Here is a 17,105-nt window from a genome sequence, read left to right on the forward strand (position 1 = left end):
TATTTTTTGTGTTATGACGGAAAAGAAAAAATATGTATTATAGGTCTTTTTATGGAAAGATTGCTTGAAATTTTAAAGCTTTATAAGTGAAAGATATGTCGAATCATAAAACATATTTGATGCCTGAACTTCAACATAAACATACTATTGCGGTTTCTTCTCAAGAATATCGAGATGCCATGAGTCTTTTTGCAGGAGCTGTGCATATTGTGACAACAAATGGTATTAAGGGAAGACGTGGGGTGACTGTTTCGGCGTGTTGTTCTTTATCTGATGATCCTCCAACCCTTCTTGTTTGTCTCATGCGCCATAATTTAAAGAATCAGGTGTTTATGGAGAATGGAAATTTTTGTGTTAATAGCTTGGCAGGAAAACATCGCTCATTAGCGGATGTTTTTTCGAGGCGTTGCAATTCTACACAAAATGAGCGTTTTGATGTTGCTCAATGGGGAGCTTTGCAAACGGGGGCGCCTAGTCTTTCAGACGCTCTAGCGTCGTTTGATTGTCGTTTGATTTGTTGGCACGAACACGCAACCCATTGTGTTTTGATTGGTGAGGTTGTTGCAATCAACTGTAATAAAGAAAAAGATGCTTTGATGTATTTGAAACGTGAATATCACACTTTGCCTTTATAAAGATTTTATTTTTTTGCATTGATGAAATGATTTATTGTTGCTTCATTTAGATTTTAAACAATGTAGAGAGTAGGGGAGGGATGGCTCTGATATCTGATATTAGATTTCCTTCTTTTTAAAGTTTTTCAATAAGCGAAAAAAATGATTCTGGATGAGATTTGATCAAGAATTCAATCTACATAAAAAAGCGATCAAACCTAAACAGTGCATTTAGATATATTCGTCGATTGTTATGAAAAAACATTTTACTCTTGTGTTGATGGGTATTGCACAATATATAGACCGCACATAGCATATGTGGAGGTTTTTTATTGCATGAGCGAAGAGATTGATGGTCAATATCGCCCTAGTGAAGATGAGCCTTTTATGAATGAGCGGCAAAAGGCGTATTTTCGTGCTAAATTGGTTTCTTGGAAGAATGATATATTAAAAGAAGCTCGTGAGACTTTGGAAAATTTGCAGGAAGAGAATGTTGGTCAGCCCGATTTGACTGATCGGGCTTCTTGTGAAACTGATCGTACAATCGAATTACGTGCTCGTGATCGTCAGAGGAAACTTATTTCAAAAATAGATGCTGCTTTAGAGCGCATTGATAATGGGACATACGGTTTTTGTGAAGAAACCGGCGAACCCATTAGTATCAAGCGTCTTGAGGCTCGGCCGATAGCCGTTTTGTCATTGGAAGCGCAAGAACGTCACGAACGACGTGAAAGAGTTTATCGCGATGATTAAGGTTATTGAGATGATAAACAAACGAAATTCGTGGTGATGAAATTGTATATTTTTATTTTTGAGGGGTAGGAATGAATAAAGATGGTTCTTGCCGCCCCTCAATTTCGGCGGTGATGGCTGAATCTTTTACCGCTTGATTCGTAAAAGGAGAGGGACTTTTATCCGATACATCGTTTCTTTCTGGAGGGGCGGAATTTAGATGTGTGTGTGTTTCTCTTTTTTGTATTTTTGATGTACCAGTAATATCGGATTCTACAACCACATCTGTTAATCCGCCAATAAGGAGCAAATGTTCTTTATTATCGCAACGGACTAAAACAAGGCGGCGTGCTCGATCTATAGAAATTACTTCACATAATGCTAATCGTGATAGACTTTTTTTTCTATTAATGCTGTATCTTCCTGTACTTAAGCGACGTAAAAACACGATAATTACGGTAATAGCTGCGATTGTTATTATAAAAAGCAAAAAGCTTATCGTTATGTTTGCAGCAGATACACCTATCTGCTCTGATAACCAGATATACATAGATTTTCTCCCATTTTGGATGGAAATATTATTTTTTATTGAGATAAATTTATAAACATACCCTCAAAAGGTTCACTTATAATGTAAGAAATAAACTTTTGAATATTAAGCGAGCTTATCTTAGATAATATCATAGTATATACTTTATAACAACATAACAACGAATATAAAGGAAGTTTTGTGACATAAGAAATAGCTATAAGCTAAGGCAAAGAGAGATGGATAAAGATTTTGAGAATAATGAAAGATCAGCGTCTTCGTTTCATCGGAGAGTTGTGATTTTTGGTGTTGTTTTTGTATTAGGTTTTCTTTTCATTGTGGGTATTTTAGGTTTTTTTTATCCACAAAACTATTTGCAACAGGCGATATCAATATCTTTTTTGATTCTAGCAATGATCGGTGTTGCAACACTCGTTTTGTGTGGAATGGGAATTTTAAGATATCATGTGTGGTCGCATGAAGATTTTGATTTTAGCATCTTTAATAGGAGCGATGATGCAATTGTAATCTCTGATCTTTCTGGTTTTGTTTATTATTCTAATCAAAACTATCGAAAAATTCTGACCTATAAGCCTGAAGTGTCTTGTTATAGGGTTATTGCGGATCTTCCAGGAGCTGGTGCACTCTCGTACCGCTTAAAGGTTGCAGCCTGTAATAATCTTGCAGCGCAAGAGGAATTGAGAGTAGAACAACCAATTTTTACCGATTCTACACCAAAAAAATCTGTTTGGTATAATATTTCCGTTCAACCTATCACAAAACAGAAAAAAAAGCTTTTATTTTGGCGTATTACTGATATTTCGCACTTACAACAAACGCGAGAAGTTTTTTTCTCGAACCTTCAAGAGGCTATCAATCACTTGGATCAAGCTTCTATTGGTTTTGTATCCGTTAATAGACAAGGAACTATTCTTTATGCCAATGCGACTTTTGCCGAATGGTTTTCAATTGATTTAGCGAATTTCTCAATTGGTCAATATAATTTTGATTCGTTATTTGATAGCGTTGGCGCTAAGAGCTCATGGAGTGATATCTGTTTACAAACCAACAGATATCAAAGTTCAGGTTACTTTTTACCTTATAGGTTTTCGTTATGTTTAAATTCACACACGACTTGTGAGAAAATATTCCATTGTCTTATATCTGTTTCTTCTCTCTTAGAAGAGGAAGCCATTTATCGTGTTGTGATCATTCCACAACAAATACAAAAAGAAGAGGATGATCAATTAAAATTACCCAGTATATTAGGAGAATATTTTGATGCGAGTCCTTTTGCAATAGCCGTGGTGGATCATGCAGGGCAATTGGTTCATATGAATAAAGCTTTTTCATCACTCACGGGATGTATGGACAAAGCTGTCAATTTTTATGATGTTATTTCTCGTCGTGATTGTGTGCAGTTAGAGCGTTCTTTTCAGAGAATTGCGACAAATAAAAATTATTTTGTTTCTCTAGAAACTGTTTTAGAAAAAAATGAAGAATGCCATTTACGGCTCCATATTATGTCTGTACCGCCCTATCACGGTGATGCATTGCAAGATTTGCTTATTATCTCTGTGATTGAAACAACCGAACAAAAAACGCTTGAAGATAAAATGATGCAAAGTCAGAAGATGCAAGCTGTTGGACAATTGGCAGGCGGTATTGCTCATGATTTTAATAATGTTTTAACAGCAATTTTAATGTCATGTGATCTTCTTTTAAATACCCATCGTAGTTCTGATCCTGCTCATGCTGATCTTATCAATATTAAAAATAATGCTAATCGTGCAGCGGCTCTTGTACAACAATTATTAGCTTTTTCTAGAAAGCAAACACTTCGTCCTGAAGAAGTTGATTTTACAGAGTTTTTATCAGACATTCGCAATCTTATTTTACCACTTTTGGGGAATAATATTCAGTTAAAAATTATCCATGGAAGAGATTTGTGGAGCGTTGAAGTTGATCAAGCATCTTTTCAGCGTGTTATTATGAATTTGGTTATTAATGCGCGTGATGCCATGTTAGATGGAGGTATTGTTACGATTGCGACAAATAATATTACAAAGCAACAAAGTGCTGAATTTAATCATCTTGGATTAGCAATTGGCGAGTATGTGCAATTGACTATTTCAGATACAGGGGCTGGTATATCTGCTGCTATACAAGAAAAAATGTTTGAGCCATTTTTTACAACAAAAGAAGTTGGAAAAGGAACAGGACTTGGTTTATCAATGGTTTATGGAATTATCAAGCAGAGCGGTGGGTATATTTATTGTGAAAGTAAAGAAGGTGAAGGAGCAACATTTCATATTTTTCTTCCCCGTTATATCCCCAATATAAAAGGAGAAATTTCTCAAAAGATTGAAAAAGATGAAGAGAAAGATAAAAATATAGACTTAACAGGATCTGCGACTGTTTTATTAGTTGAAGATGAAGATGCGGTCAGAATGGGGGGGGTAAGAGCTCTTCAAATGAGAGGATATACGGTTTTAGAGGCAGCAAGTGGGGTGGAAGCACTCTCTATTCTTGAGGAACAAAAAGGAGAAGTTGATATTATTGTTTCCGATGTGGTGATGCCAGAAATGGATGGGCCAACTTTATTGAAGGAAGTCCGTAAAAACTATCCTGATATCAAATTTCTTTTCGTTTCTGGATATGCAAAAGATGCCTTTGCTAAAAATCTTCCACAAGATGCTGTTTTTGGTTTTTTATCTAAGCCTTTTACACTCAAACAGTTAGCTGTAACAGTTAAAGAAACACTTTCGTCATAAACAAAAATTTATGCAATAGAAAATTGCGTATTTTAAGATTTTTTAGGCGAAATACGAGAGTATTTTGATAAATAGAGCTTATGATAATGTCATAGAATTGAATAAAGAAGAAAAATTTTAAAAATGAACTAAAATTCAAAAAATTACATATTTTGTGCAAAAATTTATGAAGAGATGGACTCTATTATGTCAATATTTCATAGAGATTTTCAATTGTAGATACTGAGCAAAAACTATGTGTAAAGCATTGAAATATGCTGATTAATAGATTGTTGATACACTCAAAAAGATAAAAGCTGTTGTTGCGTATCGACCATTTTGCTCTTCCCTTCAATAAATGCTTTTAAGGCTTCGGGATAGAGTTTATGCTCTGCTTTAAGAACTCTTTGTGCTAAGCACTCAGCAGTATCATGGGGATAGACTGGAACGGCTGCTTGGGCAAGGATTTTTCCTGCATCCATGTCTTCTGTAACAAGGTGAACAGTGCAACCCGTGATTTTTACACCTGCTTGTAAAGCTTTTTCATGTGTGTTTAAGCCTTTAAATGAAGGCAAAAGAGAAGGATGAATATTTAGAATTCGTCCTTCATAAAGTTTTACAAAACGTGGTGAGATAAGGCGCATATACCCTGCAAAGCAGAGAAAATCCGGTTTATATTGATTTAAAATTGTAAAAATATTTTCTTCATGCTCTTCTTTTGTTTTGTAAATTTTACGATCAACAATATGAATAGGTAAGTTATGGTTTTGCGCTTTTTCAATACCGTTGGCACGCGGATTATCGCAAATAACCGCGACGATTTCAGCAGGATATGCCGTTTGTTGGCTAGCTTGAGCAAGGGCGACCATATTGGATCCATTACCAGAAATGAAAACGACGATTTGTTTTTTCATAAATGCAGTACCCCTTTATAAAGTATTCCTTTATTTTGATCTTGGCATTTTGTTAAAATGCCAAGGGGAGTTACAGTCTCTCCTTTTCTTTCAAGAGCTTGTGTAATTGTTTCAGCTGCATGCTGTGCTACGATAATGATCATGCCAATACCACAATTAAATGTTCTTAACATTTCTGTTTCTTCTATTTTACCTTGTTTGGCAATCCATGAAAATACTGCTGGAACATTGATGCTAGAAAGATTAATTTCAGCGCAGAGAGAGGATGGAAGGACACGTGGAATATTTTCAGGAAAACCTCCACCCGTAATATGAGCAAGAGCTTTAATCCCTTCATATTTTCGCATGATGGGAAGAAGCGATTTTACATAAATGCGTGTTGGTGTAAGAAGTGCTATACCAAGGCTGCTTTCGGGGGAAAAAGGGGCAGGGTCATTCCATTTGAGATAATTTTGCTGGATGATTCGTCGAACAAGCGAAAAGCCATTGGAATGAATTCCAGAGGCGCTTAGACCTAATATAATATCACCTTCTGTCAAATCTTTTGAAGGGAGTAGCTTGCTACGTTCGCATGCTCCAACAGCAAAACCAGCTAGATCATAATCTCCCTCTGCATACATTCCTGGCATTTCTGCAGTTTCTCCTCCAATAAGGGCAGCACCGGCTTGTTTACATCCTTCTGCAATACCGGAAACAATCGCAGCTCCTTGTTCAGGGTCAAGCTTTCCAGTTGCAAAATAATCCAGAAAAAAGAGAGGTTCAGCCCCTTGTACGAGTAAATCATTGACACACATAGCTACAAGATCAATACCTACAGTGTTATGGTGACCTACTTCAATGGCAATTTTTAATTTTGTTCCCACACCATCATTGGCTGCTACTAGGATAGGATCCGTAAAGCCTGCTGCTTTTAAATCAAAAAGTCCACCAAAACCGCCAATTTCTGCATCTGTTCCGGCTCGTTTTGTTGCGCGTATAAAGGGTTTAATTTTTTCTACCATGGCATTACCCATATCGATGTTTACACCGGCTTTTGCGTAGGTAAGACCAGCTTTGGATTTATCCCCAGCCTTGGATTTATTATTTGTAAGATCTTGATTGCTCATTGGAGCCTTCCTTTAATGGAAAATCAGGTTTTGATATTATGCAATGCCATGATAGAGTTCTCTCTGCAAGAGATATTGATAAGAAAATAAGCAACTTTTCTTGTACCTTATTTTGAAGTTGTTTATAATTTTTTGTGAAGAATTTTTTAGGATATTTTATGAGCAAGATATCAGATAATCACGGACAGTCCTCTTGGCAGCTTATGAGAAAGAAAGTGAGTGAGAATACATCTCGTGATCGTTATAAGACTTATGTGCCAGCGTATACTCAATTACCTTTGCCGAATAATATGAAAAGACAAATCTTTTTTTGGCTTGGTACGCTGATTTTTTTCATTCTTTTTATGTTTGTTTTTGGATCAATTTTGCTTCCTTTTGTGGCAGGGATTGTGTTGGCTTATTTTCTCAATCCCATTGTTCAATTACTTGAAAAATTTGGTATTCGTCGTGTGTTTGGGACTGTCCTTATCACCCTATTTATTGTTATTACCTTTGTTGCTGCTTTAATTATTTTGATTCCTGTTATTAGTTGGCAAATACAGCAATTTATGAGTGATGGTTTACCTGTTTACATTAATCGTATTCAAACCTTTTTTGTTGAGCATGATTTTGATTGGTTAAGGCGCTATTTTGGAAGTGATCCAAATGAATTACGGAATAATATTAAAGGATTTTTGGGAGAAGGTTCGGATTTTATCACGTCTCTTTTGAATTCACTTTTAAAGTCAGGAAAATCAATCGTTAATATCGTTAGCCTATTTGTTGTGGCACCTGTGGTGGCATTTTATATGTTATTAGATTGGCCACGTATGGTAACAGCAATCGATTCGTTAATACCGCGGGATCATCTGGAAACCGTTCGTAGTATTTTTCATGAAATGGATAGAGCTATTGCAGGCTTTGTTCGTGGACAAGGAACAGTTTGTCTCATATTGGGAGGCTATTATGCTATTGGTTTAACGATTGCAGGACTCAATTTTAGTCTTTTGATTGGTATGTTTATTGGTCTTATTAGCTTTGTTCCTTATATCGGCACAATGAGTGGTTTGGTCCTTTCTGTTGGTATTGCATGGGTCCAGTTTTATCCCAATAATTGGGGGGGAATCATTGTTGTGATGGCACTTTTTTTAATTGGTCAATTTATTGAAGGTTATATTCTTCAACCCAAGCTTGTAGGTTCATCAGTGGGATTACATCCCGTATGGTTGATGTTTTCACTTTTTGCTTTTTCTTCACTCTTTGGTTTTACTGGTATGCTTGTTGCTGTTCCTGCGGCAGCGGCTGTTGGCGTTTTAGTTCGTTTTGCTCTTCATACTTATCTGAGTTCTCAGATGTATTCGCGAAGCGGAAATTCGGAGCCGCTAAAATGAATGGGCGTGAAACGCAATTATCTTTAAATTTTCCTTATGATCCGATTTTTCAATTTGAGGATTTAGTGGTAACGGAAAGCAATCGTATGGCTTTTCAGCTTATTGATCACTGGCCCAATTGGAGCTTACCTATTGCAGTTTTGGTTGGTAAAGAAGGATCTGGAAAAACGCATTTTTCTAATATATGGCTCCAAAAAGCAGATGCTTTCAGGATTCAGCACAATGAACTTGATCAGGCTGTTACTATGGCTTCTTTAGGCAGATCATTTTTAATAGAGGATATTGATACAGGTGAAATCAATGAGACAGAACTTTTTCATTTAATTAACAGTATTAAGCAAGCAAATCTTGATGCACGACAGGCTACTTTATTGATGACGGCACAAACACTTCCTTCCGCTTGGAATTTAATGTTAAATGATCTAAAAAGTCGTCTTAATTCGGTGATGTTCGTTGAAATTAATCAGCCTGATGATGCATTGTTAACAGCTGTTGCATTTAAGCTTTTTTCCGATAGGCAACTTATTGTACATCCAGATACGGTTTATTATCTTGTAAGCCGTTGTGAACGTTCTTTATTTTCATTGAAGCGTGTTGTTGATTCTGTTGATCAGTTGGCATTACAAAGAAAAAGAAAAATAACACGTGCTGTTATTGCTGAAGTTTTAAATAGAAGAAATCCGTAAATACTCCTTATCATGGCTTAATTATTCTGTCCTTCTATTATCGTTTCAATATGTGGAAGACAAGTCATTTAAATTTTCTTCTTTTTGGATATCTATATAAGAGTAAAAAATAGTGTTTTTTACTCTTATCGTGTTTTTATTTTAAATAGCTTTGAGATTTTATTGTATGATGTTGAATTCTTACCATCTTCGCATTTGAAAATTTTTCTAAAAAGAGCGCTTTATTTTATTTATAATAAAACCTTTGTGCTTTGAAAAAATGTTTGTTGTTTATGGGTTTGGATTGTAGAAGATTCTAGAATTTTTAATAAAAGAGTCTTTGGGAAGATAGAAAAAGAGGGGAAAAAAGCTTAATACAGCTGAATTTTTTGGCTTATGTTCTCTTTGGGAAAGTTTTTCTATGATATTTAAGTCATTTTTTCTAAAATTGTATCTGTGGAATGTGTTTTGATACAATGAGAGCTTGCTTAAAACAGGATAAAAATTATGAAATCCTTATAGAGAAATTCGTTATTTTTTAATATAGATTGGATTTTCTTACGGAAGTTATTTTCTACTATTTGTCAATAAATTTGTTATTGAGTAGGGGGAAAAATTAAAAAATGTGCTTTTTTGTAAAGAAATGCAACAAAATTAAAAAAAAGTGTGTTTTTCTCTTGCACTTCTGTTGTGAAAATTTTAGGAAATGTGCATCAAGTAAATGTAAATGGCGGAGCGTAGCGCAGCCTGGTAGCGCACCTGATTTGGGATCAGGGGGTCGTAGGTTCGAATCCTATCGCTCCGACCATATTTGATTGAGTGTGTGAGAATGACCCAATTGGGTACTTGTGGTGAGAAACTATCATCCAAGCGTTGTGTAATCTGAAGGAAAAAGGCATGATCGCACGTATTTATAGTCCTGCTAAGACAGCTATGCAGTCAGGTAAGGGGAATACAGTTTTTTGGATTCTAGAGTATGAGCCAATGAAAGCAAAAATGCTTGAACCTCTTATGGGCTACACGGCAACGTCTGATATGAATAATCAGGTAAAGATTCGATTTAATAGGAAGGAAGAAGCGATTGCTTTTGCACGTAAGAATGCTATCTCTTACCGTGTAGAAAAGAAACATACATCGATTCGACGTGCTATTTCTTATTCTGATAATTTTCGCAGTGATCGGCAGCATTCTTGGACACATTGAATTGAAGATGCTATTTTGAATTGAGAAAATAATCAGTTGGGTCCCGTAGCTCAGCTGGATAGAGCAACGGCCTTCTAAGCCGTGGGTCACAGGTTCGAATCCTGTCGGGATCACCATGTTTAAATGATATTTATAGGCTATAAAAAGTTAGAGAGTTTTCCTTTTATTCTATTAGCTTATTTTTCTGTATAATCCCGAACCTTTTTGATGTTTTTTGGTTTATTTTGCTGCTACACGTTTTCTGTTGACTGTTTTAGTATAAAATGATGCTGTTTTCTCTTTTTTCAGTAAAAATTGCTTTTGATTGCTGAAACTTTAGCATTGCATATTCTTGCCGCGTGTTGCTACTATATCACATGCTTTAGGAAACAGATTACAAAAACTCTTTTTTATGAGCTTCTTTTCATCTTTCTGAAAATGAATATTTTATTTCTTAGATTAGATTTAAGCATTGCTGCTAGTGCTGGTGAAATTGCCAAAAAACATCTATTGTGATTTTTTTATTTTTTATGAATAATATTATTACGTTTTTTAGCATGATCTTTGGTAAGATCGATTTTGATTAGATACAAGGCATGATGGATTCGATTTAGAACAGTTTATGAAACATTGAAGAATAAAAACGATATCTGTTTATGATGAGAATTTACAGATGGCACAAGAGGTGGAAAATATCTTCTTGTCTTGGAAGCTGTGATTCATAACGAATTACTTCTTTATAGTTTTTTCGTATAAAAAGATGTTATATGTGCCGTCCAGATAAGATATTGTTTTTTTCAATGAGAGACACTTGCGGACAATTTGATTTAACATGATTGTCACTGTTTCTCAGGTAGGGTTATAGGTTTCATCAATGTTTAGGTTTTCTTAGTCTTATAGGTTTAAGAATGTATACTGTGTATTTATATGAATGAAGATAGATTGTATCTTAGAGTTAAATTTTTAGATTTCATATTTACATTTTCAAATGTTTTTTCTTATTTCTTTATAGTTTGTACATCATGTTAGAAGTATTTTAATATTGGATAACAATCACATTAAAATGTTATGCAGATGAGCTTTGAAGATCTAAACTCACACGGTTCAAGGTGATCATTATTTCAATAGGAATACAGTGTGAGGAGAATGCCATTTTACAGGCTTTGTTTTAAGAGATATCTCTTAGAGCTCACTTCACGCTGGCGCTCGTGAATGGTACAATGATAAATCCATTGAGCTCCATCATCTTTACACTTATGAAGAAATAAGCTGACATTATCATACACTTTGCCTATTTGTCAGCCTCCGATGTTGCAATAGATCTCAGCACTTGAGGCATTTATCGGCATTTTTGTGTTTTTTTATACAATTTTTACTTAATATTAATTCCTCTTATGACGTGTAAGAGAGACGGTTTTGTTTAATTCAATATAAATAGGTTTGAAATGAGAAAACATTACGATATTCGGATTTCTCATTCAACATGGCAAACAATAAAACATGATTATAAAACAAATGTATTTTTAGAATGAAAAAAATTGCTTTTATCGTGTTTTTTACTCTTTTTAATATTTTATTATAATCTGTAATTGGTAAACTCAAAATACAGCTCTAAGGTTAAGTGTTTTATATCTATCGAAGTGACTGTGGTTATATCTAACTGTTTGGACAACAAGTTGTATACCAATAGACATGAAAGAATTAAGAAAAACAGGGGATAGATCAGGAAACAAACAATATTTTTTAGAACGGAAGCCTATGCTTGTGGAAAGAATTTTAAAATCAAACTTCTAATCTGTTGCAAAATGAGGCTGTTATTACGTTTGTGATACTTTTAGATGGCTTCCCCTAAGAGGCGCTATCAGAACGTAAAAAATATTAGAAACACTCCGTAAAGTATGCCCTTTGTAGAGGCATGTTGCAAAATCTTATTTCCGAATCTTTATTTACGCATCCCGTACCTTGGAAGAATACGATAATTCGATAATTTATTTATACTATAAAGTTGAATGGTGGGCGTGACAGGGATTGAACCTGTGACCCCTACGATGTCAACGTAGTGCTCTCCCGCTGAGCTACACGCCCATTCATTGATGTTGCATACACCATATAGAATGCCAAACGTCAATGCCTAATTTCATTTTCTCTTTCAACAGATGCAAATAACTTTAAAAAATACTTTTTAAGCAGCAATAAGGATTTTTTCAACCTCATTGACGAGTTCACGTAAGTGAAATGGCTTAGAGAGAACCTTTGCATCAGGAGGGGTATCACTATTTGAATTGAGTGCTACCGCTGCAAAACCCGTAATGAACATTACTCGTAAATCAGGGTCAATCTCAGTAGCACGTCGTGCGAGTTCGATTCCGTCCATCTCTGGCATGACAATATCAGTCAGGAGAAGGGAAAATGGCTCTTCTTGTAAACGTTCATATGCGCTAATACCATTATCGAAATCGGCGACTTCGTAGCCTGCACGTTCTAGGGCTTTTACGAGAAAGCGACGCATATCGTTATCATCTTCTGCGAGCAGGATTCGTTTCATGATTATATTCCAATGGCTCCATTTGTCAGAGTTTTGCCGCATCAATTATACAATATAGAGTATTTATAAAAAAGATGGTAAAATGCTCATAATTGAAATGAATGGCAAAATGGTTAATTCTTACATTCTGATTCAAAATACAGCATATTCGTTGTGAGTTGGTTAAATTCGAAATATATGTGATTTTGAAAAAAGAAGGGGTTCTCTAAAACTACTAAGATGATTCATTACTATCTTTTCTTTTAAAGTTACTGATTATTATCAGAATTCCATTAAAAAACTTATGAAAACCGTTATTGTAGGGACTTCCTATATCGAGAAATTAAAAGAATATTATGTTAATTTATTGTTTTTAAAAAGTTCTCCTAAGAAATAGAAATTTTATAGTTATTTGTTTTTATAGAGATTTGTAATAAATATTATAAATGCGCTTTATTTCCAGTTTTTTCCTTAAATAGATGAAAATTATTGTTTTCCTAGATATAATATTAAATTATCACTTAATAACAGATCAAAAATAGTATTTTGATGCTTTATTTGTAAATATGTATCATGTTATATTAAGATAAATTTATTATTTTTATTTATATAAATAGTTTTTTTATTAAGTTATTTTTTATGATGTAAAATAATATTGTTTAATGTAATGATATACTTTGTATATTAGTTTTTTTATTAGAATGCATGGTGAATATTTAGGTCATGGCTTGTCTGTAGAGGCTAGAAAACGAATCATATGAGTGGTTGGAAAGAAAAATCTATTATATTTAAAAGTTTTTGTAGATCCAATGCTCGTAGAAAAATTCTTTTTTGATGGGGCGGAGCGGAAATTAAGGTTTAGTGCTATTTTACAGATACATTATCGGGAATAAATGCATCGAATGCAGCCCAAAATTGCTTTTTATAATCTTCGTTAACCATAATTGTATCCAGTTTAGCGCCTGTAATAGTAATACTTTCTGTTAGACGTGTGTGTTGGCATAATTGCCGCACTTCAATGTTGTTTGCAATATTGTTTTGATTGGCAAGAATAAAGAGTGTTGGGATTCGTAAATCTCCATGAAGTACATTTCTCTTCATAGAATCAATCGCATTAAATACTGAAGCCATCCATTGGGATGTTGGGGGCTTAATGGAAGGGAGCGGCACTTTATCTATGTGTCCCAATTGTATATTTTTTTGTTTTGTCTTGTTTAATTTTTTCCCATCTTTCACTGGTATAAAGCCAAGACCTATATCAGAAAGAAATTGTGTTAATTTATGTTGAAAACTATTCGTTTTATTGCCGAATGGAGCAAAAAGGGGAGAAACACAGAGCAATCTATTAAACTGATGATTAATGAGATCTAATCCGCTAAGTGCTATCAATCCACCTATGCCATAGGCGAGCATAGAATAAGGCGGCGGACAATTAGGATAAACAATACTTTTAAGAAATTTATATAAGTCATTAATATCATTATTTATATCAAAACAATGATGTCGGCTTTGTTTTCTTATCTTGAAGGATGTTTTTTCTTGATCAAAGCAGTCAAATATTGCTGTATGAAAACCGCGTTTAGAAATTTCATTTATTAATAAAAAATATTTTTCTAAAGTATTTGCGTAGCTTTTGAGAATAACAATTGTTCCCTTAGATTTTTCCACCTCAGGATATGTTATAGCAAAACGAATTTCGTGATCTATTGCTATTTTAAGAGTATCATGATGGATATTAAGAAAAGTGGAACCCCAGTCTATGGGATAAAGAGGTGTTTCCAATTGAAATCCTTTACAGTGTATTTGCCGCTTAGTGCTTTGACATTTATGTAATGAAGAAAGAGGATTAAAAAAGGGGTATATTGCTTTTTAGATAGTTTTTATCAATTTAGGTCCCAAAGAGTTGAAATAAAGAAAAACGATTACTAGATAATATAATGCGGTTGCCATGATGGGGCCGCAGGTTCACAAGTAAGTTTGCCATATGGGAACTTTGTGAATTAATTATAAATTATAGTCGCTCTAGAGGAGGGCAATATTATGCGTCAAGTAGATTTTTCACCATTTTATCGTTCCACAGTAGGTTTTGATCATCTTTTTAACTGGTTTGATTCTAGAACACAACCAGACGAAGTTTCTTCTTATCCCCCTTATAATATCGAGCGTTTAACTGAAGATTCTTATAGAATTTCTATGGCGGTTGCTGGTTTTTCTCAAGATGAAATTGATATTGAAACGCATTGTAACCAGCTGATCGTTAAGGGAGACAGAAAGTCTAAAAATGATGATGAAGAGCGAGAATTCCTTTATCGAGGCATTGCTTCGCGTGCTTTTGAACGGCGTTTTCATTTGGCTGATCATGTTAAGGTTATTGGGGCAGAACTTGGAGATGGGCTTCTTCATATTCAGCTTAAAAGGGAAATGCCAGCTGAATTAAAACCCAAAAAGATAACCGTACAGATGTCACCATCCATTACAAAAAATGATAACAGCGACGTTATTGTGTAAAGAAAATTTAGAAAATATGAGATCGGATAATTATAAATTTTTCTGAAAAATAAAAAACGCGAGGCAAAAGGTCTCGCGTTTCGTATGTGTTTTCCTAAGAACGAAGCGCATTTTAATAAAAAAGCTTATCTCGAATTTATGATAAAATATCATTGCACATTATTCTACGTTGAAGAAAAAGTTCATGTGTGTGCAATTGAAATGCATAATGATTCACTTTTTAAGTAAGCTTATTTATAGCATTTTAAAAATGGTCGGAGCGGCGGGATTTGAACCCACGACCCCTTGACCCCCAGTCAAGTGCGCTACCAAGCTGCGCTACGCTCCGAGTTCGTGTAAAACGATTAAATGACTGTTTCTTTAAAGGCAAGAGAAAAAATAAACAGAATAAAATCTAAAATGCTCTTGCACTTAGAGCTTTTGAAAGTAAAAATTTTGGACATCAATATTTTGTTGTTAATTCAAGATAAATAACGAATTTGTAAAATTCTTTGTGATCATTAAATTTTTAGCTCTATAGTTAATAGATGTATGCATTTAATTACTTTTGAGATTGTGAGGAGGGGGTAAGATTGGTGTAGAGGTATGAATTGGAGCAAATGAGTGCTGAAGGTATATTTTTTTCTTACCTAATCGTTACTTTTCTAAAAAGATAAAGATTTTCAAAAGAAGAGGAGTGAATGTATGGTTTTGAAAAGTTTTCGTTTTTTAGAGTTTTATAGACGAGGTATTTTCATTTTATATGGATAAAAAATTGTAAGTTCTGGATTGTATAATCACAAATCTCATTTTACGGGTATGTATTTTTATCCAAATAAACAAGATCAGAATGCTTTAATTTATGTTTTGTTGTTTTTTTTCTAAAATATCAGATAAAATATTATAGAGGAAAAACTTTCAAAGTGTCTATTGAACTAAGAAAAGAGTAAAGGATGAGCCGTTTTTCGGTAATAAACTTGACGCAAGCAGCAGTGGATCGTGTTAAAGCGATTATGGATGCAAAAGATGCACAGGGTATTCTTGTTGGTATCAAAAAAGGTGGTTGTGCAGGGATGGAGTATACAATTACTCTTGTCAAAGAAAAGGGGATAGATGCGGATGTTGTTGAAGTGAATGGTGCCCGTGTTTTTGTAGCACATGATGCGGTATTATTTTTATTAGGGACGCAGATGGATTATGAAGTGACAACGCTTCAGTCTGGTTTTGTCTTTAAAAACCCTAATCAAGTTTCAGCATGCGGGTGTGGCGAATCGGTGGAACTTCGTCCTGCTACGCAGGATCAATATAAAACAAATTGAGCTGAGCTAAATTATAATTTAGTAATTTTAGAGGGGCTTGTTCTTTTAGGTAGAAGAAATCTACTATTTTTTATCGTTCATTTTTAGCTTGCTTCCAAAGTGCTTCCATTTCATTCAAGGATGCGTCAGTGAGTGTTTTAGATTGAGTGGATAGCTTTTCTTCAATATAGGCGAAACGATTTCGAAATTTTATATTCGTTTTTTTTAATGCTTTTTGTGAATCAATCGCTAAGTGGCGCGCGAGGTTAAGGAGTATAAAGTAGAGATCTCCAAACTCTGCTTCTATCTCTGAGTTTTGTTTATTTTTGATGGCTTCTTTGAGCTCTTCGAGTTCTTCTTCTATTTTTTCAAAAACTTTATCACTTTTTTGCCAATCAAAACCTACTTTAGCTGCTGCTTCTTGTAAAGCAAGTGCCTCTTGGTTTGCTGGCTGGATTTGTTTTACTGTTGCGAGTATGCCTATGGAGGAATTGTTGTTTTTTTCTTCGCACATTCTTTTTTGTTCAACCTGTTCTCTTTTTTTTATATATTCCCACTCCTCTTTTATAAATCCTCGTTTTTTTTGCTCGGTATTTCCAAAAACATGAGGATGGCGTCGAATCATTTTTTCTGTGATTGCATAAACAACATCTTCAAAAGTAAAGCTGCCTTCTTCTTGTGCTATGGTAGCATGATAGACAACTTGTAAAAGAAGATCCCCAAGTTCTTCACAGAGATCCTTTCGATTCTTTCGTTCAATGGCATCGATGACTTCGTAAACTTCTTCGAGCATATAGGGTATGAGGGATTCAAAAGTTTGTTTTTTATGCCAGATACAACCATTATCAGAGTTTCGTAATGCAGTGATAATTGCAGTGAGATCTTTGATATCTTTTGAGGCTAACATTTTGCACTTCCTTTGTAAGCAATA

General features: G+C 34.5%; 14 protein-coding genes and 4 tRNA genes. 10 read left to right on the forward strand and 8 right to left on the reverse strand.

The features are described from left to right. The first annotated feature begins 95 nt into the window (after positions 1–95). Positions 96–635 carry a flavin reductase gene (locus ACFIMP_RS02610; protein ID WP_375611549.1) on the forward strand — a complete coding sequence of 180 codons (540 nt, stop codon included), beginning with the start codon at positions 96–98 and terminating at the stop codon, positions 633–635. A 315-nt stretch (positions 636–950) separates the two neighbouring features. Further along, positions 951–1,367 carry an RNA polymerase-binding protein DksA gene (dksA, locus tag ACFIMP_RS02615; RefSeq protein WP_015856486.1) on the forward strand — a complete coding sequence of 139 codons (417 nt, stop codon included), beginning with the start codon at positions 951–953 and terminating at the stop codon, positions 1,365–1,367. A gap of 52 nt (positions 1,368–1,419) precedes the next feature. Here dksA and ACFIMP_RS02620 read toward each other — a convergent pair whose 3' ends face one another. Further along, positions 1,420–1,896 carry a hypothetical protein gene (locus ACFIMP_RS02620; protein ID WP_375611550.1) on the reverse strand — a complete coding sequence of 159 codons (477 nt, stop codon included), beginning with the start codon at positions 1,894–1,896 and terminating at the stop codon, positions 1,420–1,422. Positions 1,897–2,114: 218 nt separating this feature from the next. Here ACFIMP_RS02620 and ACFIMP_RS02625 point away from each other — a divergent pair, with 218 nt between their 5' ends. Then, positions 2,115–4,649 (forward strand): response regulator, encoded by a 2,535-nt coding sequence (locus ACFIMP_RS02625; RefSeq protein ID WP_375653479.1) that lies wholly within the window; start codon positions 2,115–2,117, stop codon positions 4,647–4,649. Positions 4,650–4,930: 281 nt separating this feature from the next. Here ACFIMP_RS02625 and purN read toward each other — a convergent pair whose 3' ends face one another. Beyond that, positions 4,931–5,542, reverse strand: a complete 612-nt coding sequence (gene purN / locus ACFIMP_RS02630) for a phosphoribosylglycinamide formyltransferase (protein ID WP_375613082.1) — start codon at positions 5,540–5,542, stop codon at positions 4,931–4,933. Next, positions 5,539–6,648 (reverse strand): phosphoribosylformylglycinamidine cyclo-ligase, encoded by a 1,110-nt coding sequence (gene purM / locus ACFIMP_RS02635; RefSeq protein ID WP_375613081.1) that lies wholly within the window; start codon positions 6,646–6,648, stop codon positions 5,539–5,541. The genes purN and purM overlap by 4 nt, the downstream gene beginning before the upstream one ends. 158 nt (positions 6,649–6,806) lie before the next feature. Between purM and ACFIMP_RS02640 the strand changes: the two genes are divergently transcribed. The 5 genes from ACFIMP_RS02640 (at position 6,807) to ACFIMP_RS02660 (ending at position 10,002) form a co-directional block, all read left to right on the forward strand. Continuing rightward, complete coding sequence (locus ACFIMP_RS02640) at positions 6,807–8,018, forward strand: AI-2E family transporter (RefSeq protein WP_375630182.1); 1,212 nt, start codon at positions 6,807–6,809, stop codon at positions 8,016–8,018. Continuing rightward, the gene (gene hdaA, locus ACFIMP_RS02645) at positions 8,015–8,704 is read left to right on the forward strand and encodes a DnaA regulatory inactivator HdaA (RefSeq protein ID WP_375671874.1); all 690 of its coding nucleotides are present in this window, start codon (positions 8,015–8,017) and stop codon (positions 8,702–8,704) included. Before ACFIMP_RS02640 ends, hdaA begins: the two co-directional genes overlap by 4 nt. 710 nt (positions 8,705–9,414) lie before the next feature. Further along, positions 9,415–9,491: transfer RNA gene (locus tag ACFIMP_RS02650), tRNA-Pro, on the forward strand. A gap of 89 nt (positions 9,492–9,580) precedes the next feature. Next, positions 9,581–9,886 (forward strand): ETC complex I subunit, encoded by a 306-nt coding sequence (locus ACFIMP_RS02655; protein ID WP_375671875.1) that lies wholly within the window; start codon positions 9,581–9,583, stop codon positions 9,884–9,886. Positions 9,887–9,925: 39 nt separating this feature from the next. Next, positions 9,926–10,002, forward strand: a tRNA-Arg gene (locus ACFIMP_RS02660). A gap of 1,873 nt (positions 10,003–11,875) precedes the next feature. On the opposite strand, the gene ACFIMP_RS02665 is transcribed toward ACFIMP_RS02660, so the two are convergent. The 3 genes from ACFIMP_RS02665 to ACFIMP_RS02675 all read right to left on the reverse strand — a co-directional run bounded on the left by ACFIMP_RS02665 (position 11,876) and on the right by ACFIMP_RS02675 (position 14,171). Next, positions 11,876–11,950 (reverse strand) — tRNA-Val (locus ACFIMP_RS02665). 97 nt (positions 11,951–12,047) lie between these two features. Continuing rightward, positions 12,048–12,410, reverse strand: coding sequence for a cell cycle two-component system response regulator CpdR (gene cpdR, locus ACFIMP_RS02670; RefSeq protein ID WP_375613077.1), 363 nt, complete (start codon positions 12,408–12,410; stop codon positions 12,048–12,050). An 843-nt stretch (positions 12,411–13,253) separates the two neighbouring features. Continuing rightward, positions 13,254–14,171, reverse strand: coding sequence for a serine aminopeptidase domain-containing protein (locus ACFIMP_RS02675; protein ID WP_375685965.1), 918 nt, complete (start codon positions 14,169–14,171; stop codon positions 13,254–13,256). A gap of 258 nt (positions 14,172–14,429) precedes the next feature. On the opposite strand from ACFIMP_RS02675, the gene ACFIMP_RS02680 reads away from it, so the two are divergent. After that, positions 14,430–14,897 carry an Hsp20 family protein gene (locus ACFIMP_RS02680; protein ID WP_375613075.1) on the forward strand — a complete coding sequence of 156 codons (468 nt, stop codon included), beginning with the start codon at positions 14,430–14,432 and terminating at the stop codon, positions 14,895–14,897. A 251-nt stretch (positions 14,898–15,148) separates the two neighbouring features. Here ACFIMP_RS02680 and ACFIMP_RS02685 read toward each other — a convergent pair. Further along, a tRNA-Pro gene (locus tag ACFIMP_RS02685) sits at positions 15,149–15,225 on the reverse strand. A gap of 604 nt (positions 15,226–15,829) precedes the next feature. On the opposite strand from ACFIMP_RS02685, the gene ACFIMP_RS02690 reads away from it, so the two are divergent. Further along, positions 15,830–16,195 (forward strand): iron-sulfur cluster assembly accessory protein, encoded by a 366-nt coding sequence (locus ACFIMP_RS02690; protein WP_375613074.1) that lies wholly within the window; start codon positions 15,830–15,832, stop codon positions 16,193–16,195. A 70-nt stretch (positions 16,196–16,265) separates the two neighbouring features. On the opposite strand, the gene mazG is transcribed toward ACFIMP_RS02690, so the two are convergent. Next, positions 16,266–17,081 carry a nucleoside triphosphate pyrophosphohydrolase gene (gene mazG / locus ACFIMP_RS02695; RefSeq protein ID WP_375653684.1) on the reverse strand — a complete coding sequence of 272 codons (816 nt, stop codon included), beginning with the start codon at positions 17,079–17,081 and terminating at the stop codon, positions 16,266–16,268. Between the last annotated feature and the right edge of the window lie 24 nt (positions 17,082–17,105).

This window comes from Bartonella sp. AP65SXKL (assembly GCF_042195725.1).
Taxonomy (GTDB): Bacteria; Pseudomonadota; Alphaproteobacteria; order Rhizobiales; family Rhizobiaceae; genus Bartonella.

Excerpts from the sequence above, each read along its gene's own strand:
- ACFIMP_RS02610 (WP_375611549.1), top strand. The coding sequence starts at position 96 with ATGTCGAATCATAAAACATATTTGATGCCTGAACTTCAACATAAACAT.
- dksA (WP_015856486.1), top strand. The coding sequence starts at position 951 with ATGAGCGAAGAGATTGATGGTCAATATCGCCCTAGTGAAGATGAGCCT.
- ACFIMP_RS02620 (WP_375611550.1), bottom strand. The coding sequence starts at position 1,896 with ATGTATATCTGGTTATCAGAGCAGATAGGTGTATCTGCTGCAAACATA.
- ACFIMP_RS02625 (WP_375653479.1), top strand. The coding sequence starts at position 2,115 with ATGGATAAAGATTTTGAGAATAATGAAAGATCAGCGTCTTCGTTTCAT.
- purN (WP_375613082.1), bottom strand. The coding sequence starts at position 5,542 with ATGAAAAAACAAATCGTCGTTTTCATTTCTGGTAATGGATCCAATATG.
- purM (WP_375613081.1), bottom strand. The coding sequence starts at position 6,648 with ATGAGCAATCAAGATCTTACAAATAATAAATCCAAGGCTGGGGATAAA.
- ACFIMP_RS02640 (WP_375630182.1), top strand. The coding sequence starts at position 6,807 with ATGAGCAAGATATCAGATAATCACGGACAGTCCTCTTGGCAGCTTATG.
- hdaA (WP_375671874.1), top strand. The coding sequence starts at position 8,015 with ATGAATGGGCGTGAAACGCAATTATCTTTAAATTTTCCTTATGATCCG.
- ACFIMP_RS02655 (WP_375671875.1), top strand. The coding sequence starts at position 9,581 with ATGATCGCACGTATTTATAGTCCTGCTAAGACAGCTATGCAGTCAGGT.
- cpdR (WP_375613077.1), bottom strand. The coding sequence starts at position 12,410 with ATGAAACGAATCCTGCTCGCAGAAGATGATAACGATATGCGTCGCTTT.
- ACFIMP_RS02680 (WP_375613075.1), top strand. The coding sequence starts at position 14,430 with ATGCGTCAAGTAGATTTTTCACCATTTTATCGTTCCACAGTAGGTTTT.
- ACFIMP_RS02690 (WP_375613074.1), top strand. The coding sequence starts at position 15,830 with ATGAGCCGTTTTTCGGTAATAAACTTGACGCAAGCAGCAGTGGATCGT.
- mazG (WP_375653684.1), bottom strand. The coding sequence starts at position 17,081 with ATGTTAGCCTCAAAAGATATCAAAGATCTCACTGCAATTATCACTGCA.